This is a genomic window from Streptomyces sp. NPDC059852 (assembly GCF_042731455.1).
GTDB lineage: Bacteria > Actinomycetota > Actinomycetes > Streptomycetales > Streptomycetaceae > Streptomyces.
In genome coordinates, this window is record NZ_JBHWJK010000015.1 from 149,692 (window position 1) to 169,182 (window position 19,491).

The 19,491-nt window shown below is 68.6% G+C and carries 21 protein-coding genes, 1 tRNA gene and 3 pseudogenes; 11 read left to right on the top strand and 14 right to left on the bottom strand.

All coding sequences use genetic code 11. The features are described from left to right. Positions 1 to 50: 50 nt before the first annotated feature. The 3 genes from ACFV46_RS20685 to ACFV46_RS20695 all read left to right on the top strand — a co-directional run bounded on the left by ACFV46_RS20685 (position 51) and on the right by ACFV46_RS20695 (position 4,077). A complete protein-coding gene (locus ACFV46_RS20685) occupies positions 51 to 1,484 on the top strand; it encodes an FG-GAP and VCBS repeat-containing protein (RefSeq protein WP_376727624.1) in 1,434 nt (477 codons plus the stop codon). A 91-nt stretch (positions 1,485 to 1,575) separates the two neighbouring features. Further along, entirely contained in the window at positions 1,576 to 3,030 is a 1,455-nt protein-coding gene (locus tag ACFV46_RS20690) for an FG-GAP repeat domain-containing protein (RefSeq protein WP_376727625.1), read from the top strand. Between the two features lie 54 nt (positions 3,031 to 3,084). Then, the gene (locus ACFV46_RS20695) at positions 3,085 to 4,077 is read left to right on the top strand and encodes a Yip1 family protein (protein WP_376727626.1); all 993 of its coding nucleotides are present in this window, start codon (positions 3,085 to 3,087) and stop codon (positions 4,075 to 4,077) included. 166 nt (positions 4,078 to 4,243) lie between these two features. Here ACFV46_RS20695 and ACFV46_RS20700 read toward each other — a convergent pair whose 3' ends face one another. Both ACFV46_RS20700 and dcd read right to left on the bottom strand, forming a co-directional pair. After that, positions 4,244 to 4,756, bottom strand: coding sequence for a phosphoribosyltransferase (locus ACFV46_RS20700; protein WP_385499105.1), 513 nt, complete (start codon positions 4,754 to 4,756; stop codon positions 4,244 to 4,246). Between the two features lie 7 nt (positions 4,757 to 4,763). After that, positions 4,764 to 5,339, bottom strand: coding sequence for a dCTP deaminase (dcd, locus tag ACFV46_RS20705; RefSeq protein WP_055621172.1), 576 nt, complete (start codon positions 5,337 to 5,339; stop codon positions 4,764 to 4,766). 526 nt (positions 5,340 to 5,865) lie between these two features. Between dcd and ACFV46_RS20710 the strand changes: the two genes are divergently transcribed. After that, positions 5,866 to 5,939, top strand: a tRNA-Gly gene (locus tag ACFV46_RS20710). Between the two features lie 49 nt (positions 5,940 to 5,988). On the opposite strand, the pseudogene ACFV46_RS20715 reads toward ACFV46_RS20710, so the two are convergent. Together ACFV46_RS20715 and ACFV46_RS20720 are read right to left on the bottom strand one after the other, a co-directional pair. Next, positions 5,989 to 6,276: pseudogene (locus tag ACFV46_RS20715) on the bottom strand (site-specific integrase); the annotation flags it as partial. A 337-nt stretch (positions 6,277 to 6,613) separates the two neighbouring features. After that, the gene (locus ACFV46_RS20720) at positions 6,614 to 6,943 is read right to left on the bottom strand and encodes a hypothetical protein (protein WP_385499107.1); all 330 of its coding nucleotides are present in this window, start codon (positions 6,941 to 6,943) and stop codon (positions 6,614 to 6,616) included. Between the two features lie 243 nt (positions 6,944 to 7,186). Here ACFV46_RS20720 and ACFV46_RS20725 point away from each other — a divergent pair, with 243 nt between their 5' ends. The 3 genes and pseudogenes from ACFV46_RS20725 to ACFV46_RS20735 form a co-directional block, all read left to right on the top strand. After that, positions 7,187 to 7,564 carry a hypothetical protein gene (locus ACFV46_RS20725; protein ID WP_385499108.1) on the top strand — a complete coding sequence of 126 codons (378 nt, stop codon included), beginning with the start codon at positions 7,187 to 7,189 and terminating at the stop codon, positions 7,562 to 7,564. A 225-nt stretch (positions 7,565 to 7,789) separates the two neighbouring features. Then, complete coding sequence (locus tag ACFV46_RS20730) at positions 7,790 to 8,818, top strand: pentapeptide repeat-containing protein (protein ID WP_385499110.1); 1,029 nt, start codon at positions 7,790 to 7,792, stop codon at positions 8,816 to 8,818. A 148-nt stretch (positions 8,819 to 8,966) separates the two neighbouring features. Continuing rightward, positions 8,967 to 9,110 (top strand): annotated as a pseudogene (locus ACFV46_RS20735) (IS5/IS1182 family transposase); the annotation flags it as partial. Positions 9,111 to 9,205: 95 nt separating this feature from the next. Here ACFV46_RS20735 and ACFV46_RS20740 read toward each other — a convergent pair. Beyond that, positions 9,206 to 9,406, bottom strand: coding sequence for a hypothetical protein (locus ACFV46_RS20740; RefSeq protein ID WP_385499111.1), 201 nt, complete (start codon positions 9,404 to 9,406; stop codon positions 9,206 to 9,208). Between the two features lie 316 nt (positions 9,407 to 9,722). On the opposite strand from ACFV46_RS20740, the gene ACFV46_RS20745 reads away from it, so the two are divergent. After that, positions 9,723 to 10,292 (top strand): hypothetical protein, encoded by a 570-nt coding sequence (locus ACFV46_RS20745; RefSeq protein ID WP_385499113.1) that lies wholly within the window; start codon positions 9,723 to 9,725, stop codon positions 10,290 to 10,292. A 474-nt stretch (positions 10,293 to 10,766) separates the two neighbouring features. Here the strand turns inward: ACFV46_RS20745 and ACFV46_RS20750 are convergent. Both ACFV46_RS20750 and ACFV46_RS20755 read right to left on the bottom strand, forming a co-directional pair. After that, a pseudogene (locus ACFV46_RS20750) lies at positions 10,767 to 11,062 on the bottom strand (site-specific integrase); the annotation flags it as partial. A gap of 139 nt (positions 11,063 to 11,201) precedes the next feature. After that, the gene (locus tag ACFV46_RS20755; RefSeq protein ID WP_385499115.1) at positions 11,202 to 11,498 is read right to left on the bottom strand and encodes a hypothetical protein; all 297 of its coding nucleotides are present in this window, start codon (positions 11,496 to 11,498) and stop codon (positions 11,202 to 11,204) included. A gap of 349 nt (positions 11,499 to 11,847) precedes the next feature. Here ACFV46_RS20755 and ACFV46_RS20760 point away from each other — a divergent pair, with 349 nt between their 5' ends. After that, on the top strand, positions 11,848 to 12,204 hold the full coding sequence (locus ACFV46_RS20760; RefSeq protein ID WP_385499116.1) for a hypothetical protein: 357 nt from the start codon (positions 11,848 to 11,850) through the stop codon (positions 12,202 to 12,204). A gap of 124 nt (positions 12,205 to 12,328) precedes the next feature. Here ACFV46_RS20760 and ACFV46_RS20765 read toward each other — a convergent pair whose 3' ends face one another. Beyond that, positions 12,329 to 13,087 (bottom strand): DUF6928 family protein, encoded by a 759-nt coding sequence (locus ACFV46_RS20765; RefSeq protein WP_385499117.1) that lies wholly within the window; start codon positions 13,085 to 13,087, stop codon positions 12,329 to 12,331. Positions 13,088 to 13,320: 233 nt separating this feature from the next. On the opposite strand from ACFV46_RS20765, the gene ACFV46_RS20770 reads away from it, so the two are divergent. Continuing rightward, complete coding sequence (locus ACFV46_RS20770; RefSeq protein ID WP_385499118.1) at positions 13,321 to 13,683, top strand: hypothetical protein; 363 nt, start codon at positions 13,321 to 13,323, stop codon at positions 13,681 to 13,683. 445 nt (positions 13,684 to 14,128) lie between these two features. Beyond that, complete coding sequence (locus tag ACFV46_RS20775) at positions 14,129 to 14,815, top strand: DUF4232 domain-containing protein (protein WP_385499119.1); 687 nt, start codon at positions 14,129 to 14,131, stop codon at positions 14,813 to 14,815. Between the two features lie 55 nt (positions 14,816 to 14,870). Here the strand turns inward: ACFV46_RS20775 and ACFV46_RS20780 are convergent, their stop codons facing one another. The 6 genes from ACFV46_RS20780 to ACFV46_RS20805 all read right to left on the bottom strand — a co-directional run bounded on the left by ACFV46_RS20780 (position 14,871) and on the right by ACFV46_RS20805 (position 19,361). Beyond that, positions 14,871 to 15,611 carry a hypothetical protein gene (locus ACFV46_RS20780; protein ID WP_385499121.1) on the bottom strand — a complete coding sequence of 247 codons (741 nt, stop codon included), beginning with the start codon at positions 15,609 to 15,611 and terminating at the stop codon, positions 14,871 to 14,873. 58 nt (positions 15,612 to 15,669) lie between these two features. Then, positions 15,670 to 15,957 (bottom strand): hypothetical protein, encoded by a 288-nt coding sequence (locus ACFV46_RS20785; protein WP_376727635.1) that lies wholly within the window; start codon positions 15,955 to 15,957, stop codon positions 15,670 to 15,672. After that, positions 15,954 to 17,438 carry a PLP-dependent aminotransferase family protein gene (locus ACFV46_RS20790; RefSeq protein WP_385499122.1) on the bottom strand — a complete coding sequence of 495 codons (1,485 nt, stop codon included), beginning with the start codon at positions 17,436 to 17,438 and terminating at the stop codon, positions 15,954 to 15,956. The genes ACFV46_RS20785 and ACFV46_RS20790 overlap by 4 nt, the downstream gene beginning before the upstream one ends. A gap of 59 nt (positions 17,439 to 17,497) precedes the next feature. Beyond that, on the bottom strand, positions 17,498 to 18,601 hold the full coding sequence (locus tag ACFV46_RS20795; protein ID WP_385499124.1) for a transcriptional regulator: 1,104 nt from the start codon (positions 18,599 to 18,601) through the stop codon (positions 17,498 to 17,500). Between the two features lie 59 nt (positions 18,602 to 18,660). After that, positions 18,661 to 18,855 carry a hypothetical protein gene (locus ACFV46_RS20800; protein ID WP_361929198.1) on the bottom strand — a complete coding sequence of 65 codons (195 nt, stop codon included), beginning with the start codon at positions 18,853 to 18,855 and terminating at the stop codon, positions 18,661 to 18,663. 194 nt (positions 18,856 to 19,049) lie between these two features. Beyond that, positions 19,050 to 19,361, bottom strand: a complete 312-nt coding sequence (locus ACFV46_RS20805; RefSeq protein ID WP_361929195.1) for a hypothetical protein — start codon at positions 19,359 to 19,361, stop codon at positions 19,050 to 19,052. Positions 19,362 to 19,491: the final 130 nt, after the last annotated feature.

A 19,491-nucleotide genomic window follows, 5' to 3' on the forward strand; every position in this document is an offset into this window, starting at 1 on the left:
CTCCCAGCCCCGCACTCCCGAAGCCCTCCTTCCCGAAAGGGGACACGACCTTGCGCAAGCGCAGCGTCCTGCTGGCGGCGGCCCTCACCACGGGCCTGCTGACCGCGCTCCCGGCCACCACGGCCACCGCCGCCCCCTCGGGCCTGGCCGGCGACATCAACGGCGACGGCTACCGCGACACCGTCATCGCCGCGCCCCTCGCCAAGGTCGCCGGCAAGAGCAAGGCCGGTTACGTCGCCGTCGTCTACGGCAGCTCCAGCGGCCCGAACACCGGCAAGCGCCAGATCATCAGCCAGGACACCGCCGGCATCCCCGGCGTCCCGGAGAGCGGCGACTACTTCGGCGACCGCGTCACCACCGGTGACCTCGACGGCGACGGCTACACCGACATCGTCGTCGGCGTGCACGGCGAACGGATCGGCTCGACCGACGACTTCGGCGCCCTGACCGTGCTGTGGGGCGGCGCGAACGGAGTCACGTCCGGCACCGACGTCTCCTCCCCGCTGCCCGAGTACCGCAACGAGCTCGGCTGGTCCGTGGCCACCGGTGACTTCGACGGCGACGGGGCCACCGACCTCGCCGCGGTGAACCACGCCGCCCCGGAGCTGAACGTCTTCAAGGGCCCGCTGACCCGCACCGGCAAGGCCGCCGCGCTCGTCGGCGTCGACACGTACGAGCAGACCGGCATCAACGCCGACCAGATCACCTCCGGCGACGTCACCGGCGACGGCCGCACCGACCTCCTCGTCATGGGCCAGGAGGAGTACAGCGGCGGCTACCGCACCCGCAGCGTCCTCTACAAGGGCTCCACCACCGGCCTCACCCCCGGCGCCAAGGTCGCGGGCGGCTACGCGTCCGTCATCGGCGACGTCGACAAGGACGGCTACGGCGACATCGTCACCGGCAACTTCATGGAGAAGTCCGCCGACGAGCCCAACGGCGGCCTCGGCGGCGCCATCACGGTGACCTACGGCGCGGCCGGCGGCCTGAGCACCCGCACCCCGGTCCGCATCACCCAGGACACCGCGAACGTGCCGGGCGCCTCCGAGAAGAACGACGCCTTCGGCTGGAGCCTGGACGCCGGCGACACCAACGGCGACGGCTACACCGACATCGCGGTCGGCGTCGCCGAAGAGGACCTCGGCGGCAAGCGGGACGCCGGATCCGTCGTCGTCCTGCGCGGCTCCTCCTCCGGCCTGACCGGCACCGGTTCCAAGTCGTTCACGCAGGACACCAGCGGCGTCCCCGGCACCGCCGAGTCCTACGACTACTTCGGCCACTCCGTGCTGCTCACCGACGCCAGCAAGGACGGCCGCGCCGAGCTGGTCGTCGGCGCCCGCGGCGAGAACGACGGCGCCGGCTCCGTCTGGACGCTGCGCGGCACCGCCTCCGGCATCACCGCCACCGGCGCCAAGTCCTTCGGCAGCGCCACGCTCGGCGGCGCCTCCGGCCTCGCCTACTTCGGCGACGTCCTGACCGGCTGACCCGCCCACACCCGGACCTCCGACGGGGCCGGCCGCCGTCCGCGGCGGCCGGCCCCCTCGGGCCCTCCCGACACGGCAGGAGAGACCCCACATGCTCCGGCACCACCGCACGCGCAAGCGCCTCCACTCCCTCGCGCTCGCCACGGCCACCGTCGCCGCGGCCCTCACCGCCGCCCCGCTGCTGACGGCGGCCCCGGCGGCCGCGGCCCCCGCGAAGTACGCGGACGACTTCAACGGCGACGGCTACCGCGACCTCGCGACGGCGGCGCCGTACACCCCGGTCGGCGGCAAGACCGACGCGGGCGCCGTCGTGGTCACCTACGGTTCCAAGAGCGGCATCAGCGCCTCGAACCGCACGATCGTCACGCAGAACACCGCGGGCGTCCCCGGCACCGCCGAGCAGGGCGACCGCTTCGGCAAGGCCCTCGCCTCCGGCGACCTCAACCGGGACGGCTACGCCGACCTCGTGATCGCCAGCCCCGGCGAGGACGTCGGCTCGGACGTGGACGGCGGCGCCGTCACGATCGTCTGGGGCGGCAAGAACGGCCTGTCCGGCGGTCAGTCCGTCCCCGACGGCGCCCCCTCCGCCCACGACGAGTACGGCATGTCCCTGACCGTGGGTGACTTCACCGGCGACGGCAAGGCCGACCTCGCCGTCGGCAGCACCGGCAAGGACGTCTGGATCCACAAGGGCGGCTTCCTGAAGGCCTCGGGCGCCGCGTCCCGCGAGGCCCTCACCACCGACCTGCACACCGGCTCCATCTACGGCTCCCAGAGCCTCGCCGCCGGCGACGTCGACGGAGACGGCACCGACGACCTGGTCATCAGCGGCACCCAGGACGGGACCTACGCCGACGGCACCTTCGTCTACCTGGGCTCCTCCTCCGGCCTGAAGCGCCAGACCCTCCTGGTCAACGGCGCCTACGAGATCGCCGCCACCGGCGACCTGAACGGCGACGGCTACGACGACATCGTCACCTCGACCTTCGGCGACGGCGTGAAGAGCCTCGGCGGCTCCATCAGCGCCTACCTCGGCACCCCGAACGGCATCAGCACCCGCGCCCAGACGACGATCACCCAGGACACGGCCGGCGTCCCCGGCGCCGACGAGGAAGGCGACTGGTTCGGCAACGCGCTCTCCCTCGGCGACATCGACAAGGACGGCTACGCCGACCTCGCCGTCGGAACCATCCACGAGACGATCGGCGACGCCGAGATCGCCGGCAGCGTCACCGTGCTCCGCGGCTCCGCCGCCGGCCTGACCGCGACCGGCGCGAAGACGTTCACCCAGGACACGGCCGGCGTCCCCGGCACCGCCGAGTCCGCCGACCGCTTCGGCTCCTCCGTCCGCCTGTCCGACCTGACCGGCGACGGCCGGGCCGACCTGTCCGTGGGCGCCGACGGCGAGAACCACCCGGCGGGCTCGATCTACAGCCTGCGCGGCTCCGCCACCGGCGTGACCACGACGAACGCGACCAGCTTCGGCCCCGGCTCGCTCGGCCTGCCCTCGGGCTACCTGCGCCTCGGCCAGGACATGCTCCGCTGACGACACCTACGCGGCATCCCCTCACGACGTCCCCTCGGGGCCACCCCCTAGGGGATGTCACAGCTCGGCAGCAAAGCCCGGCCCCGACCCCGGGGCCGGGCACGCCGTTCGCCAGGACCAGGTACGTTCGAAGACGTGGCTGGATTCAGGATCGGACGGGGCGGCAGGAACAACGGCACCCCGCAGACGCAGCAGACGCCCCAGGGACCGTCGTACGGCTACCCTCCGCCGCCGCAGCAGCCGTACGGCGGCTCGGGCGGCGGAGGCGGCTGGCCGCAGGCGCACGGCGGCCGGCACGGCGGGCACGGCGCCTACGGCCCCGGCGGACACGGCCCCGGGAACCACGGTGAGCCGGAGTACTTCGGCGACGGCGGCTACCCGCACGCCCCCGCCGACCCGTACGCGGCGAACAACCCCGGTCACACCCAGGCGTTCTCCGTCGGCGAGGACCCGTACACGCAGGGCGACACCTACCGCGCGGGCACGGCCCCGGCCGGCCCGATCGGCCCCCGTCTGCACTGGAAGGACCTGCTGCGCGGCGTGATCTTCTCGCCCCAGCAGACGTTCCTGCAGATGCGGGACTACGCGATGTGGGGCCCCGCCCTGATCGTGACGTTCCTCTACGGCCTGCTCGCGGTCTTCGGCTTCGACGGCGCCCGTGAGGACGCGATCAACGCGACCCTCTCCAACGCCGTCCCGATCGTCCTGACCACCGCCGTCGCCATGGTCCTGTCGGCCTTCGTCCTGGGCGTCGTCACCCACACCCTGGCCCGCCAGCTGGGCGGCGACGGCGCCTGGCAGCCCACGGTCGGCCTCTCCATGCTGATCATGTCCCTGTCGGACGCGCCGCGCCTGGTCGTCGCGATGTTCGCGGGCGGCGACGCCTCGTTCGTCCAGATCCTCGGCTGGGCCACCTGGGTGGCGGGCGGCGCCCTGCTCACCCTGATGGTCTCCAAGTCCCACGACCTCCCCTGGCCGAAGGCCCTGGGCGCGAGCGCCATCCAGCTGGTGGCCCTGCTGTCGATCGTGAAACTGGGCACCTTCTAGCCCTCACAGCCCACGGAAAGGGCCCCTGCCGCGGTCGTCGGCAGGGGCCCTTTCCCACCCGAAGGGCCGGGCGGCCGATGAACATCTCCTCGGCCGCGGTCGCCCTGCTGGGAGCCGGCCTCCCGACCGAGCACCGCCCCGGCGTGCTTCCCGGCGGAAAGGCCGTTCAGAGGGCTTCCTTGTTGTCCTTCGGCGCGTCGCCCGACTTGTGTACCGGAGGCAGAACGCTCCACGGGAAGTTGATCCACTCGTCCGTGCGCTTCCAGACGTACTCGCACTTCACGAGGGAGTGGGACTTCTCGTAGATCACGGCGGAGCGGACCTCGGCGACGTGCTCGACGCAGAAGTCGTGGACGAGCTTGAGCGTCTTGCCGGTGTCGGCGACGTCGTCGGCGATCAGCACCTTCTTGTCGGTGAAGTCGATCGCGTTCGGGACGGGCGCCAGCATGACCGGCATGTCCAGCGTGGTGCCGACGCCGGTGTAGAACTCGACGTTCACCAGGTGCAGGTTCTTGCAGTCGAGCGCGTACGCGAGGCCGCCGGCGACGAAGACCCCGCCCCGGGCGATGCTCAGCACGATGTCCGGCTGGTACCCGTCGTCGGCGATGGTCTGCGCCAACTCGCGGACGGCGGTGCCGAAGCGCTCGTAGGTCAGGTTCTCCCGGGGGGCGTCGCTCATGCCGTCCTCACACCTGGGTCCGATGGAAGTTCTGGAAGGACCGGGACGCGGTCGGCCCGCGCTGCCCCTGGTACCGCGACCCGTACCGCTCGCTGCCGTACGGGAACTCGGCGGGCGAGGTCAGCCGGAACATGCACAGCTGCCCGATCTTCATGCCCGGCCACAGCTTGATCGGCAACGTGGCGAGGTTCGACAGCTCGAGGGTGACGTGCCCGCTGAACCCCGGGTCGATGAATCCGGCGGTCGAGTGCGTGACGAGCCCGAGCCGCCCCAGCGAGGACTTGCCCTCCAGCCGCGAGGCGAGGTCGTCGGGCAGCGTGATGACCTCGTACGTGGAGGCCAGGACGAACTCCCCGGGGTGCAGGATGAACGGCTCGTCGCCCTCCGGCTCCACCAGACGCGTGAGATCCGCCTGCTCGATGGAGGGGTCGATGTGCGGGTACCGGTGGTTCTCGAACACCCGGAAGTACCGGTCCAGCCGTACGTCGATGCTGGACGGCTGCACCATGGAGTGGTCGTAGGGATCGATCCGTACCCGCCCGGCGTCGATCTCGGCCCGGATGTCCTTGTCTGAGAGAAGCACGCCCCGAGGATACGCAAGGCGCGCGTACCGGCCACAACCGCACCGTCCGCGCGCCCACGCCCGGGTCTGTCCGTGCCGCCGGCTACCGCTTCCCCACCTGGACCGGCACCGCGCTGCGGAGCCGGGCACAGCGGGGACATCGGACGAGCCGGCCGGGGCCGAGCCGGTCGGCCTGCTGCATCGGGAACGACGCGGTGCTGAACACGTGCCCATCGGCACACTGGACGACGGTGCGCTCCATCAAGTCCTAGAGTCCCTTCCCCAAGAGCCGCGCCCGGCTGCTGCCTGCCGGGCGACGCGAGGCCACATTACGGGATCAAAGGGACGGCCCTCCAGGCGGCACTCCGACCCCGCCGGGACCCTCTTCCACCCCTCCACGGTACGCCCCAACTCCTGCGCCCCGCAGTCGCGTCCACGCCCTGAAAAGCACTCAGGCCCCGACGCGACAGCGCCCGGGCCCGGAGATGAGGTACAGTGACGAGGCGATCGGACACCCCCTCCGGTTACCCCGGACAGGGCGTCTTACGCGGGTGTAGTTTAATGGTAGAACATCAGCTTCCCAAGCTGAGAGCGCGAGTTCGATTCTCGTCACCCGCTCCATGAAGAAGGCCCAGGTCATCGACCCGGGCCTTTCTGCTGTCCGCGGTGATCACTCGCCGCGTGCCGGATTCGTGCCAGAGCGCTTCTCGTCGGCCTCTCGGAAGGCGGCGGCCCGAGCCTTCCGGACGGTCGCGTCGAGGCCGGCGGCAACCTCTTCCTGACGCTTCTCGTCGGAGTGCTGATAGATCAGCGCCGCCTTTTCGGACGACTGCCCGGCGCGGACCATCGTGTCCTTGAGGGTGGCCCCGGACCGGGTGGAGAGCGTGTGCCCGGTGTGCCGGAGGTCGTAGAACCGGAAGCCCTCGGGCATACCGACGACTTCCCGTGCCCCCCTCATCGACCTGCTGTGTGAAGCTACGCGATCACACTGAGCAACGCCAGAGGGCTGGTACGTGTCCACCTCGAGCGTGAGCCACCGAGAGTTGAGCTGGCACACGGAGCCGCCCGGCGCACCACAAACGCACCGGATCGGGCGGGAAGCAGCGGGGTATCACGGGGAAGCAGTGCGCCCGCTGAGCCGGCCAACTCCCCCCAAGCTGAGGGCGTGGGGACCGCATCAACGCAACGGGAATGACCTGTTTTGATCGTCTCGGCCCCATGACCACGGGGCCGAGTGATGACGACCAAGGCGTAGCGGCCGACGTTGTGGACGCTGATGGGGACGGCGCGTGCGCCTAGGGTCGGACAATGCCGTGGGCGTCCAGGTACTTGTCCGCCAGCGCCCGGTACGCAGCGTCCTCGTCCTCACCGGTCTCTTTCAGCCACGCGTTCAACATCAGCCGTGCCATGGAGTCCGCAGGATGCCTCTTCTTCCGCTGCTCTCCCTTAGCGTTGGGCTTAGCCATGACCTCCCGATCGATCCGATGGCGAATCTCCTTAGGCACGACCGAGCGACCGGGCCCAATGAGGAAGTCGATTGCGTACCGGTGTGGATACAAGTTCTGGTCGTACGTGAGCCGGGCTGGCGGTACCCAGCCTACGAGCGCTTCAGTCACCTTCTGCATGGCCGCAGCATTCCACTACCGTGCGCGAGGCGGGCGCGTATCGGGGAAGTAGGTGACCGCTGCCATCGTATGTAGGTCCGCTACCCCTGACGCTGATGAGGCAGCGTTCCACAGTCGGGGCAGATCCACTAACACTGCAACCGCGCCATCTTGTCCACGCAGTGTCAGAACGAGGTGTACAAGTAGGGCAGAGGGGCGGTATGAAGTGCCTCTTGATCCACATGTCCTAGAGGGGGGACACGCATGCTCGACAGCGGGAGAAGCCTGAGCAGCTTCAAGGTCGGTGACAAGGTCACGGTCAAAGTGCCGAGTGACAGGCCCTTGTACCACCATGGGTCACACGGGACCGTCGTCACCATAGGCACCAAACGGGTCCACGTAAGGATGGACAAAGCCGCGTTTGAGGGCCAGGACGGAGAGGTAGCGAACTTCCTCCCCGGTGACTTGGAGCCGGGGCACGTCGGAACACCCCGAAACTCCGACCGCATGAACGACGCGTTCACGACCCTCAAGCTTGCGGCCGGCACCGATCTCGTGGCCGTGGCGATGGAAGCTGGCGTCATCACTGCTGAGCAGGGCGAGCAGATCAAAGCTGAGTGGGCCAATCACTTGCAGAACTGACGACTGTAGCCACGCCGCAGCCAAAGTCGCGCCCACGGTGAGTGTCTAACTGCGTGACACCGCCGACGCCCCCCAATGCACAGCCCTCCTCCAAGTTGCTTCGGGGTGAAGTAGTCACCGTGGCAGGCAGAGGAGGCTGGCGGACTCCTGGACTCAGCCGAGTTGCGGTGTCCAAGCAGAGATAAAGTGCTCCGTTTCCTTCCTCTTCCGGACAAGGTGTTAGCCATGAAGCGTGCACTGAAAGCCCTCGGTTACACCATCATGCTGGTCGCTGTAATTGTCGGTTTCGGCCTGCTCATATGGAAGGGACCATGGTGGCTTGACGGCGATCACCTGAGGAGTAAAAACCTCGAACCCGCCGACGGAGTAGTAATCACTGGCGTACGAACTGCTCTCGTTGCCCTCGGGGCCGGCGCTGTCGCAGCAATGGGCCTCTACTATAGCCATCAAAATCATCGACACACTGAAAGGTTGTTCAAGCACACTCGAGACAAGGATGTCGAGCAGGCTGCACTTACGCGGGAAGGTCAAGTTACTGACCGCTATGTTGCAGCCATCAAACTCCTTGCGTCTGACCGGTTGCATGAGCGTCTTGGAGGGATCTACAGCCTGGAAAGGATCGCGCGTGATAGTTCAAGGGATCATCCAACTGTCACAGAAGTCCTAGCTGCTTATATTCGAAATCCTCCCGCACCCAAAGAGGCAGCCGGAAGAGATGACGTGAATGCCGCACTGCGAGTCCTGGGGCGTAGAGATCTCAGCCACGATCCTCGTAGTCTGATTCTGCGATTGCGAGGTGCCCCACTAAACAACACGGATGGTGAGGATCTAAAGCTGGACCGCGCCGACCTCAGCACAGCCCAACTGCGCAGCGTCAGATGGTCTTGCCCTGAGCTGAATGAGGCCATGCTGCGCAATGCTGATCTCACCAACGCCCATCTAAATGGAGCTCGACTCCGTGGAGCCGATTTGTCGGGGGCATGTCTGGCAAATGCAGACTTGACACCCAACACTCGAACGTTGAGCGCAAAAAAATGGAAACTAACCAACCCTACGGACCTCACCGACGCCATACTGCACAGCTCTGATTTAGATGGAGCTGACCTAAGTGACACCGTTGGGTTGACCAAAGAGCAACTGTTGAACACCGTAATCACTCGCAGCACTAGACTGCCACGAGAGCTGGAAGTCGATGCGGCTCTTCAAAAGCATGTGGAAGACTGCGAGCAGGGATGGCGTCCTCACGTGGAATAACTGGCCCCACCTCTAGGAAGGGTCGCCGCTCGAAACTCCCCAGCCATGCTCAGCTGATTGTGGCCTATTTGCGGTCGTATCCAAGCCCATCTGCTGCGTGCAGGACCTTTGACCAGTCATTTCAAATTGGCTCGGTAGGCCGTGGGCCGTGGTGAGAATCATTGAGCGGCTGGGGCCGGACGAGTTGTGGGAGTTATTACAGCGAGTGGCGCCCGAGGCGCCTAAGTGGCCCCAGGGTGGCGGACGGAGTCGGCATGGCGACCGGGAGGTGCTGGCCGCGATTGCGTTTGTGATGAGCATTGTCGGAATCGCAAGTTGCTGACCTGTACAAAACATCACGAGACCCCCTCCGCCATAGGCCGAGGGGGCTTTCGGCTCAAGGAATTGCTACTTGATCATCTTGAACGCGAGCAACAACGTGATCAGCAGCGTCAACGTTCCGAAGAACGCCGCAGCGCTACCACCTTTGAGTGACGCGAGCATGCCCGATGCGCCTTCGTCGAGTAGATCGATGATCATCCTCACCAGCCCGACGATCAGAGCCGCCTCTACCAGGGTGAGCAGCATGAGCATATTGATCTTGCTCATCTCCAGGTCTTCCTCCTAGGTCATGTCGACTTCCGCCGATCACGATCCAGCACTGGAAAAGGCATAGTTGGGGCCTGAGACGGACCGAGACGGGCGCGAGACGAGACGAGACCCGTTTCATGAGGGGGGGGCACAGTTGGTAGATGAGGATGTTCAGCCCGCGGTGCGCGCGTTCGCTGCGGCCGTGCGGGACTTCCGTCGCGGAGCCGGCGCTAGGGGACAGTACAGGGTGACGGCCAAGGCCACCGGGGTCGGGGAGTCGACCATCAAGGCCATGGTCTCACCCACACGCCCTCGGCTACCCAGCCAGGAGACCATGAGGCTGATCGCCGTGCAGTGGGGTGGCAACCCTGGGACGTGGCTGCGGCGACTGGATCACGCCCGTCACGAGAGCCGCCGGAAGCCTTCGGACAACCCCGGCGTCGAACATGGAACTGCTCCAGCGCTCGGTCCCGGAGAGACTCGCAATCTCCATGTCCCGCCTCAACTCAACCATGTAAGGGAGGAGGTCACGAGGTTTCAGATTCTGAGCAAGCTGGCGCGGTCGGGCCACAAGGAGCTGATGCGCACCTTGAACATCCTAGTCGCCGAAATGGGGTCGGAGTCTCCGCACATCCTCACCGCATTCACACGACCTCCGATTCCCGCAAGTCGGATCACCGAGATTTGGAACGAGAAACTGTCGATCTCGGATGACATCACTCCTATCTATAGCGACTGGATGAACATCCTCTATGCGATTGAGGATTTCTTGCGGTATGTGAAGGAGACGGATGCCAGTGAGGTCATTGAAGCCAAAGAGTGGGCAAGGCGAACGGCGGGCTTCGTACAGGAGTTCCGCTGCCTTCAGGCTGAAATTCTGGCTAAGCATCGGCATGTTAAGTAGCCCTTAACATCGGTCGGCGCACCCTCCGTCGTAACTGAGTGCTGTCGGCTGAGGCTCAAGCGGGCCGCGCCGGAAGCTGTCCGGAGCCCCATGCAGTGACGGCAGCGCTGACGGCAACGGCGGCAGGAAACGGTAGCCCTCAGCAGTCGGTTACGGCAGTGGCGCCAACCGAGCAGAAGGCATTACAGGGCGGTGCCCGCGTCCTCTAAGCACTTGGGTCAACGACCGCGAGGCGGCAACCGGCCGAGGCCCATGTGCCAGGTGCGTGCCAGATCGTGCGGGGAACCACGGGGAATGGCGGGGACCAGGTCGAGAGTCAGGCAGGTCCCCTCGCCACTTCGTCGCAGGTCAGCGCAGCAACCACCGCCAAGAACCCAAGCTTCCCAAGCTGAGGAGCGCGAGTTCGATTCTCGTCACCCGCTCCATGAAGAAGGCCCAAGTCATCGACCCGGGCCTTTCTGCTGTCCGCGGTGATCACTCGCCGCGTGCCGGATGCGTGCCAGAGCGCTGATCGCCAGGGTCAGCGGTGTGTCGTTCTGGCCCGGCCGCAGCTTCCTGGCGTGCCTTGCGTACGGTCGCGTCGAGTCCGTCGGCAACTTCCTGCTGTCGATCGTCGTCGGAGTGCTGATAGATCAGCGCGGCCTCCTCGGAGGACTGCCCGGCACGGACCATCGTGTCCTTCCGACGATCTCACGCTCCTTACGCCACTTCCGCCCGAAGGTGCTCCTCCGGAACGGTGCACCCTTCTCCCCGACGAACGGCAGGCTGTCCGCCGGCTGCGAAGGCCAAAGCGGTCAGGGCGGCCGGCACAGCCAGAAGATGTCGACGCTCCACAGCGCACTCCTATGTGGTTCCTGTAGGGGGCGGCAGCGTGAGCATCGCCTTCGAAGGCGCTTCGGGACGAAGGCGTCAGTCATCCGTGTCTTCCGGACCAACGTCGCGGAAGACTCTTCTGTAGTCACCGCTCCGAACGAGGTCGTCGACAACGTCCACCATCCCGGGAATGCCTCGGTCGCGGACGATCAGCCCGTCCCAGACGTGGAAGTAGCTGCCGCCAAGGCATTCACCGCTCCGCTGCCAACGGTCCATCGTGCGGCGGACGTTGTCCAAGGTGTAGATCGTCCCCGACCAGCGATCCCCGCTGTCGAAGATGACCCACATGTCGACGTCGTCGATGTCGTCGAGTGGTACCCCATCATCGGGCACGAAGCAGATCTAGTAGCCGTCACGTCGAACGCGGTAGAACGCGCCGTCCCACACCAGGTTGGCTCCCTGCCACTTGGCCACGCAGAGCGGATGTCAGCCCGCCTGGCCCGACTCGAACGGGCCGGCCCCCTCCACAACGGGCCGGTGCTGCGGGTCTACAGCTGCCGGCCGGCGCAGGCAGGGTGATCGTAGATCAGGGCTTTGTGCTGCCGCACTGTGGTTTCCTGCACGACCACGTGGGCCCGGGCCGCCTCCGGGCCGTCCGAAGTCACCTGACGCCGACTGACAACGACAGAAGCCCACCGCATCTGAGCAGTTCAGAGCCGTGCCTCGCTGGAGAAAACAGAGTATGGACACACTCCCGCCGCGTGGCCCTGGCGGCTGCTCGTTCCTCGCTGTCGCCCTGGCCGCGGCCGTCCTCACCACCGTGTGGTGGGGAATTACGGCCCTGTTCACCGAGAACTTCGGGCACGTCTGTCTCTTCTACTTGGGCGTTGAGGGACCGCAGGCTGAGCACTGCTACCTGGTCAACGACCGGGCCAAGGCATGGCTCCCCCGACTGGTGTCCGTCGCATGGGCCGGTGCGGTGCTGGTTCTTTGCCTGCCCCGCAGGTTTCTTCCGGGGCGGCGCACGGCCGCCGGCGTCACCTTCGTCTGCCTGATCGTCGCCCTGGTGCTCGGAGGTCACGCCCTCTCCGTCCCATGAGAGGCCCCCGGAACGCGGCAGGGTGATGGGCCGACCGTCAGCGGCTCCCAGCGGCCGACCGACCGGCCGAGAAGACCTCAGCGGCCGTGGTGTCCGTCTTGCTACCGGACCAAGAGGTCGTGGGCTAAAGGCCGTCCTGCTCGATCAGCGAGCCGTCGGGGCCGAACGTGTACACGCGTGGTGGTCCCATGGCTTCCATGGCCCTTCGCAGTTGCGCTTCCTGCTCTGCGGGATCAGGGCGGTGCGGGTCCCGCACCTGGAAGCCGTGCAGTCGGATGTTCTCTGCGTCGACGTCGTCCGGCTCGGGGTGGCCCTCCTGGATGAAGCCGCAGAGCGCCCGCAGTGCGTCTTCGCCCAGTTCCAAGGGGTGGAACGGCAACGGGTACGGCTCTTCGTCCTCGTCCGGCCAGGGGATGACGTCGGCTGGGCGGTCTCCGGCCCAGTAGGGCAGCTCGAAGGGGAGCGGTTCGCCGATGTTCTCGATGATGCCGCTGTCCGGAGACAGGCTCAGGGAACGGACGAGACGCCCGTCTTCCCACACGGCGAATGCCAGCCAGTCGACGACGCTGTGCATGGCGTGCAGGACGAGCCGTCGGCCGGCGCTTGCCGCCACGAGGTGCTCGGGGAGTTGGGAGGGGGCGTCGATCATCACCCTCTGATCACCGACGACGTCCACGCCGGGCCAGCTGGCCGCGTACGCCGTCCCCTTCGGGGGGTACACGCCATCCCAGAGGGTCGAGCCCTCGCACTCCTCGATCTCCCAGCCCGGGTAGAGCCGCCGCATCATCGTGACCGTCCGATCAGGGTCCGCCGCCCCCACGCGTCGCAGCAACCCCGGCACGTCGCTGTCGGCGTACACCAGCAGTCCCGTCTTGGCTCCCAAAGCCCCTCCCCGAAGCGTTGCCCTTGATGGCGGACGCACCATAGCGACACGCTCTGACAACGGAGGTGACCCATTTCGCCTGCCCGGCTGGGCCGTCTCCGGGTCGCCGTCTCCGGGCCGTGCGAGGGCGCCCGCGGCCGCCCAAGGACGACCGACAGTGACAGTCGAGTTGGAGTCGCCATCCACGAAACCCCAAGTCAGAGCGTCCTGACCTCACGCGTTTCCGCACGCGGGTGGCGGTGCGGCAAGATGGGGTGCTTTTTGCCTCGGGCATCACTCTGCCCGGCATCTGGGGGGTTTCATTGATCATCGCGGTTTCGCAGGCCTACGACCCGGTCTACCAGCTTCGGACGAGCGCGCTCACCCTGATCTTCGGCGTGGCGCTCATCAGCGTCGGACTGATGCTTCGACGGAACGGGCGGCTCCCAGGGATGTTGGATCTCGGGCAGAAGATCTCAGGCTCACTGTCGGCGCCAGAGCACAAGAGTGTCGGCGTCGTCAGGCTCGGGGCCGTCATGATGGTCGTGGGCTGCTTCTTTCTCTTCGGCACGGTGTGTCTCGTGCTGGGCGCGATGGATCTCATGGGTGCCGCATGATCAGCCGTGCCGAGGCCTGTCCCGGGTGCGGCCAGTCCATGAAGTCTGATGGCCTTGTGCTCTCACGGCGGGAGGACGACGGCCGGCGGGCGTGCCGGTCGCTGTGGAGGTGCGCTGGTGGGCACGTCTGGTGGAAGTGGGCCGACCGGCCGGACGAGCCTTTCGAGGCCTGCCCGGTGCCGGAACTGTTCCGCTGACATCCACGCCTGACATCAACGGCACGGACGGCGGCGACACACAACGGCCACCGGCAGCTTCCCCAGCGCGGTGGGCACGTTCCCGCACCTCGCCTTCACGATGTCCGCAGTCTGTGACAACGGTGTCCTGGAACGACCGCGAGCGGAGCCTTCCGGCTCCGGGGGCCCTCATAGTGATCGAGTGACCACGCAGCCGCCGGAAGCGGCTTCCTGACTCGCACCGACCACTGTTCATATAGGGGGATCCGATGTTCCGCACCCACCACCGCAAGGCCCTTCTCGTCTCCGCCGCCCTCGTCGGCGGGACCCTGCTGATGACCGCCTGCGAGGACGGGGACGCCGCCAAGGACACCGGTGCCGCGCGGAGTTCCGCGCCCGCGTCGAGCGCCGGTGCGTCCGCCGCTCCGTCCGGTTCGGCGGGAGCGGGCAGTGGCAAGGACTCCGGTGCGAAGGGCGACGGCGAGGGCAAGGGGAACGGAGACCCGGCCGGTGCCGGGTCCGGAGTGGACGCCGGGGACGGCACGCGGGTGCCGGTCGAGCAGGGATGCGGCGCCAACGACATCACATGGAGCACCCGGTCCGAGAGCCAGGCGGGCGGCTACATCCTGGTCATGGCCAAGGCCAAGCCGGGGATCACCTGCTACCTGCCCGGCACCCACCCGGTCGTGGCCTTCGGGTCCGACGGCACCGAGGCGGGCCCCGCGGAGCAGGCCGTCGGCGAGCCGATCAAGCTGTCCGGGGGCACGACCGCCTACGCCGGGGTGAACCCGAAGACCACCAACACGAACGACGGCAAGGAACTGGACTCCATCATCGTCGCCGTCGACGACTCCGACGCGAACCCCGTCTCCCTGAAGGTCGGCACCATCACCGTCGACAAGGCGATCGTCACCAACTGGCACACGGCGCCGAAGGACGCGGTTCCGTTCAGCTGAACCGAACCGCGACAGCTACGGGGGCGAGCCGGTGACCGGCCCGCCCCCTCCGCGTTCACGCGGGCACCCTCCCGCTCCTCCGCCGCGAGCGGTCCTCCCCGTTCAGCGCGGCACTGATCTCCCGCAGCCGTCCGCCCGGCAGCGCGAAGGGGTTGCCCGGGTTGCGGTAGGAGTGGCCGCCGTCGTTGATCCAGACGCCGTCCCTGCGCCTCCAGTGGGCGGGTTCCCACTGCCCCTGGTGCTCCAGCAGCATGGCCGCCACGTCGGCGGGCTCCTCGATCGCGGTGAGGGCGTCGAGCGCGGCCGTGAGTCGGGGGGCCGCGTCGCCGGGGAGGCTCGTGTCGCCCAGGGTGGGGAAGAGCAGCAGCAGACGGGCGTCGGCGTCGGTGACGCCCGTCGCCGTCGACTGGCCGGCGACCGCCGCCAGTTCGTGCCAGGCCGTCCCCGGCCCCATGAAGTGGCCGTCGTCCACGGCGAGCGTCTCGGCCGCCGGCCAGGACGGGTGATGGATCAGGTAGTCCACGCCCCGCTCCCCGTCGAGGTTGCGGTAGACGACGTGGACGGTGTGGCCCGAGCGCAGCGGCACGTCGAACACGGGCCACGCGTGCTCCGCGGACAGGGTGCGGTACAGCTCCATGGCCGCGTCCCAGTCGGCACCGAACGCGGCCTCCTCGGCGGCCTCGTCCCGCAGGCAGCTCCCGAGGTGCACCGGCCAGAAGAGGGGATCGTCCAGGTGGCCGTCCCCCTCGACCAGGGGGCCGTCCTCGTATCCCGGTATCACCGGTTTCAGCGGCATGGGGCGATCATGGCAGGTGGGTCGGACAGTGCGGATGGGCGAGGGCGCACGGCCGCCGTCAGCGGCGCCCGGGGGATCCGGAGTGCAGTTCGACGCCGACTCGGCACGGTACGGGCGGCAGCGCGCCGGAGAACGGTGCGGGGCGGGCGGCGGACGTGCCGAAGAGGGCGGCGGCGTGTTCGGCGTCGAGCGCGAACTCGATGCGGTCGCACTCCGAGGGGCGGTCGGTGGGACCGACCACCAGGTGGAACGCCACACCGCCCTCGGCGTCCTGGTTGGCGGTGACCAGGGCGTCGACGACACCGGAGATCTCGTGCCGGGTGGTGGTCCGGGACTGCGGTTTCATGACGGTCCTCCTGATGTTCCTGGTGTGGTCGGGTTCGTGCGGGGCGTGTGCTCGGCGATACGGCGTACTGCTTCCGCGAGGGCCTCGGGGGGCAGGACGAAGGGAAGGCGGAGAAAGCGGTCGGTGCCCGAGCCGGGGCCCGCCGCCAGGCGCACGCCGTCGCGTTCCGCGCCGGCGACGACCTCGGGTACCGCTCTGCCTCCGGTGCGAACCCAGAGACTGAGTCCGCCGTCCGGGACGCGGAAGGTCCAGTCGGGCAGGTCGGTGCGCAGGGCCGTCACCAGGGCGTCCCGCGAGGCACGGGCGCGGGTGCGCCGGGCCGCGACGATCTCCGCGTACACACACTCGTCGAGGAGCCGGCGGACGACCAGCTGCTCCAGGACAGGGGGTGTGAGGCCGATGCCCGCGCGTCGGGCGGCCAGGGTGCGGACGAGTTCGGGCGTGGCGCGGAGCCAGCCGACGCGCAGTCCTGACCACAGGGTGGTCGCGGAGTCCACGGTGATCACGGTCGAGCCCGCGTCGAGCGCGGCCAGCCGCGGCGGTGCCGGGGCCGACGGCTCGAGAGACGTGTCCGCCAGGGTCTCGTCCACCAGCAGGGTCACACCGCTGGACGCGGCCAGGTCGACGAGGGCGCGGCGCTGCTCCTCGGGCATCAGCAGGCCGGTCGGTCGCTGGAAGTCGGGGGTGAGGCAGGCCAGTCGAGGGGTGGCGGCGCGCAGCGCGCTGTTCCACGCGGGCATGTCCCATCCGTCGTCGCCCAGCGGGGCGGGGCGGGGGTGAGCGCCGGCCGCCTCCACGGCCCGTACCAGGTGGGGGTCCGCGGGCGATTCGACGACCACCCGGTCGGTGGGGTCCGCCAGCTCCCGCAGCACCAGTGCGAGGGCGTCCGCGGCCCCGCTCGTGACGAGTATCTGCCCGGGGTCCGTGGGCAGACCCCGTCGCGTGTACCGGGCGGCGACGGCTTCCCTCAACTCGGCCAGCCCCGCCGGAAAACAGCCGTGTCCGTGTGCGTGCCGTCCGAGTTCTCGCGCCGCCGCGTCCACCGCGGCCGACAGCCACGGCTCGGGCGCGGGCGGCGTGGCGGTCACCAGGTCGATGACACCGCCGTCGTCCGGTCCCTCGGTGCCCGGCCGCGCCCGGCGCCGGCCGGGCGGTGGACACGGGGCCGCCGTGCCGTGGTGCGGCGGCGGTGCGGCCGACGACGGGATCGTGTACGTGCCCGAGCCGTGGCGGCTCTCCGCGTGACCGGTGGAGCACAGGAGCCGGTAGGCGGCGGTGACCGTGGTGCGGCTGACGGTCAGGTCGGCGGCCAGCCGGCGTTCGGCTGGCAGCCGCGTGCCGGGCGGGACGCGGCCGTCGCGGATCAGCCCGAGCAGGGTTCCCGCGAGTTGCCGGTACACGCTGCCGTCGCCGTCGCCGTCGCGCCATTCGCCGAGCAGTGACGCCAGCCCGGGTACGGCGGTCTGCCGCGTCCTGTCCACGCCGGTCCCCCTCCTGACCACGTCGTCGTGCCCGTCCACCCGTTGCGCCGCGCGCCGGGTCATGCTCCCAGTGACGCGGTGCGTCCGCTCCCTCCGCCGGTCAGATCGTCGGCGAGCGCGTTCCACAACCCGGCGTATCCATGGGCGAGTTGGGCGAGCGATTCGCGGCAGTGGGGCGGTACCGTCGCGGCGATGCGGTCGCGTTCACGGGCGATCAGGGCGCTGGCGTCCAGGATCCGCAGGACGCTGCGCCCGGTGTCGCTGAACCGCAGGGACGGGTCACGCCGCAGCGCGTCGAAGAGACGCAGCACGTCGTTGTCCGCGAGGGGCCGGCCCGTGCTCGCCGGCGGTACCCGGCGCTGCCCGGGGGCCACGGCCGCGCGCGGCGGCGGCGCCGCCCGGTCGTCGCCGGCCCGCCCGGGGACCGGGCTCTCGCCGCGCCGGATCCGGGCGCGGACGTCGGCGACGGTGGCCGGTGCCAGGCCGGCGGACGCGGCGATCTGCCGCAGGGAGGCGTCCGGATTGTTTCTGATCAGCTCACCGGCCAGTTCACGGCGGCGTGCCGGGTCGACCGGGCGCCAACGCCCGTCGCGGCCGATCCTGGACGTTCCGGCCTGCGTGTCGGCGGCAGTGCGCAGCTGCGCCACCTTCTTGGCGGACAGACCGGTGAGCGACGCCACGGCCCGGTCCGCCCAGCACGGGTGGACGGCGAGGACGCGCCGGGCGGCGGCGACGCGGTCGTCCGTCGTCAGCGGCCTGCCGTGGGTGACGTTGGTGGCCACGGCGAGCAACCGGGCCGAGGCGAGGTCCCCGTCGAAGAAGCGGGCGGCGATGTGCTCGGCCCCGCGCAGACCCGCGGCCCGCAGCCGGTGCGCGCCGTCGACCACGGTCATCGTGGAGCGGTGCACGAGAATGGGCGGGAAGTCCGCCTCCGTCTCGGCGAGCATCCGTACGTAGTCGGCGTCCTCGCCCTCACTGCGGGGCGAGAAGTTCTCGAAGTCGACGACGAGTCGTGCGATCGGTACGCGCTCGACGGGCTGGTCGAGGAATCCTCGGTCCCGGAGCCTGATCAGATGGTCGGCGCCGTCGTCCGGTGTCGTTCCGACGCCGGGAAGTTCGTGTGTGCTCCGGTCGCGTCCGTGCTCGCGGGTGTCCTGCTCCACAGCCGTCCCCCTTGGAATACGTCCCACGTGCCCACCAGGTACTGCCGAACGGGAGCGGGTCACTGCCAGCCGAGGTCGTCCTCTCCGGCGAGGGGGGCGGTGGCGGTGACCGAGGTGTGGACCGCCGTACCGTCGGCGGACGTCTGCGCCTCCGCGGTGACCGCGCCGGCGCCCGCGGCCATGAAGACCGCGCCGGCCACCATCACACCGCGCACGAGCCGACGGGACACTGCGGAGGAGTTCTTGTGCGACATGGCTTCTGCCTTTCTGTTGGCTTTGTGCTGGCAGGAAGAAGTCTTGTCGCAGCTCCGGCGCCGGGGACAGAGTCCCCGCGTGGGGCAAACCGTCCCTGGCCTACTGTGTCCACCCCCGCCGCCGAGGCGGGGCGAGGCGCCCGTCTCGATCTCCGAATTCGGTCAAGAAGCCGTAAAAGGTGGGGCGGAGTAATTCATTCCGCGAGCCACGGATGGTATTCGAGCGTAATTAGCGGCACTTCGGCGCGCCGGAACTCCCAGTCGTGCAAAGAGGGATGGACGGCACAGGAACGCCGCCAGAGATGCTCGGCCGCGGCCTCCGCCTCCGCCAGGGACGGGGCGCGCAGAAAGATTCCGACCGTGGGGTCCGACGCCGGGGTGCGATGCACGCTGACGTGCTCGAATCCGGTGACTTCCGCGCCGCGGCCGGCGACGGCGGCGGCGGTCCATTCGGGCAGGGCGTGACCGCGGGGGTGTGCTCGCAGATGAACATGGACGAGATACATGGGTTACCTCAGGCAGGTCAGGAACACCCTCAGGGAATGCGCCTTACCGATCGATTTTCTGGACGCAAAACACCCGATCAAGGACACCCGCTTGCCCGTGATGGAGCGGTCACGTATTGTCGCCTGATCC

Excerpts from the sequence above, each read along its gene's own strand:
- ACFV46_RS20780 (WP_385499121.1), bottom strand. The coding sequence starts at position 15,611 with ATGCCGCTGAAACCGGTGATACCGGGATACGAGGACGGCCCCCTGGTC.
- ACFV46_RS20785 (WP_376727635.1), bottom strand. The coding sequence starts at position 15,957 with ATGAAACCGCAGTCCCGGACCACCACCCGGCACGAGATCTCCGGTGTC.
- ACFV46_RS20760 (WP_385499116.1), top strand. The coding sequence starts at position 11,848 with ATGGACACACTCCCGCCGCGTGGCCCTGGCGGCTGCTCGTTCCTCGCT.
- ACFV46_RS20725 (WP_385499108.1), top strand. The coding sequence starts at position 7,187 with ATGCTCGACAGCGGGAGAAGCCTGAGCAGCTTCAAGGTCGGTGACAAG.
- ACFV46_RS20745 (WP_385499113.1), top strand. The coding sequence starts at position 9,723 with ATGAGGCTGATCGCCGTGCAGTGGGGTGGCAACCCTGGGACGTGGCTG.
- ACFV46_RS20805 (WP_361929195.1), bottom strand. The coding sequence starts at position 19,361 with ATGTATCTCGTCCATGTTCATCTGCGAGCACACCCCCGCGGTCACGCC.
- ACFV46_RS20690 (WP_376727625.1), top strand. The coding sequence starts at position 1,576 with ATGCTCCGGCACCACCGCACGCGCAAGCGCCTCCACTCCCTCGCGCTC.
- ACFV46_RS20800 (WP_361929198.1), bottom strand. The coding sequence starts at position 18,855 with ATGTCGCACAAGAACTCCTCCGCAGTGTCCCGTCGGCTCGTGCGCGGT.
- ACFV46_RS20700 (WP_385499105.1), bottom strand. The coding sequence starts at position 4,756 with ATGAGCGACGCCCCCCGGGAGAACCTGACCTACGAGCGCTTCGGCACC.
- ACFV46_RS20740 (WP_385499111.1), bottom strand. The coding sequence starts at position 9,406 with ATGAGCAAGATCAATATGCTCATGCTGCTCACCCTGGTAGAGGCGGCT.
- ACFV46_RS20720 (WP_385499107.1), bottom strand. The coding sequence starts at position 6,943 with ATGCAGAAGGTGACTGAAGCGCTCGTAGGCTGGGTACCGCCAGCCCGG.
- ACFV46_RS20775 (WP_385499119.1), top strand. The coding sequence starts at position 14,129 with ATGTTCCGCACCCACCACCGCAAGGCCCTTCTCGTCTCCGCCGCCCTC.
- ACFV46_RS20695 (WP_376727626.1), top strand. The coding sequence starts at position 3,085 with ATGTCACAGCTCGGCAGCAAAGCCCGGCCCCGACCCCGGGGCCGGGCA.
- ACFV46_RS20730 (WP_385499110.1), top strand. The coding sequence starts at position 7,790 with ATGAAGCGTGCACTGAAAGCCCTCGGTTACACCATCATGCTGGTCGCT.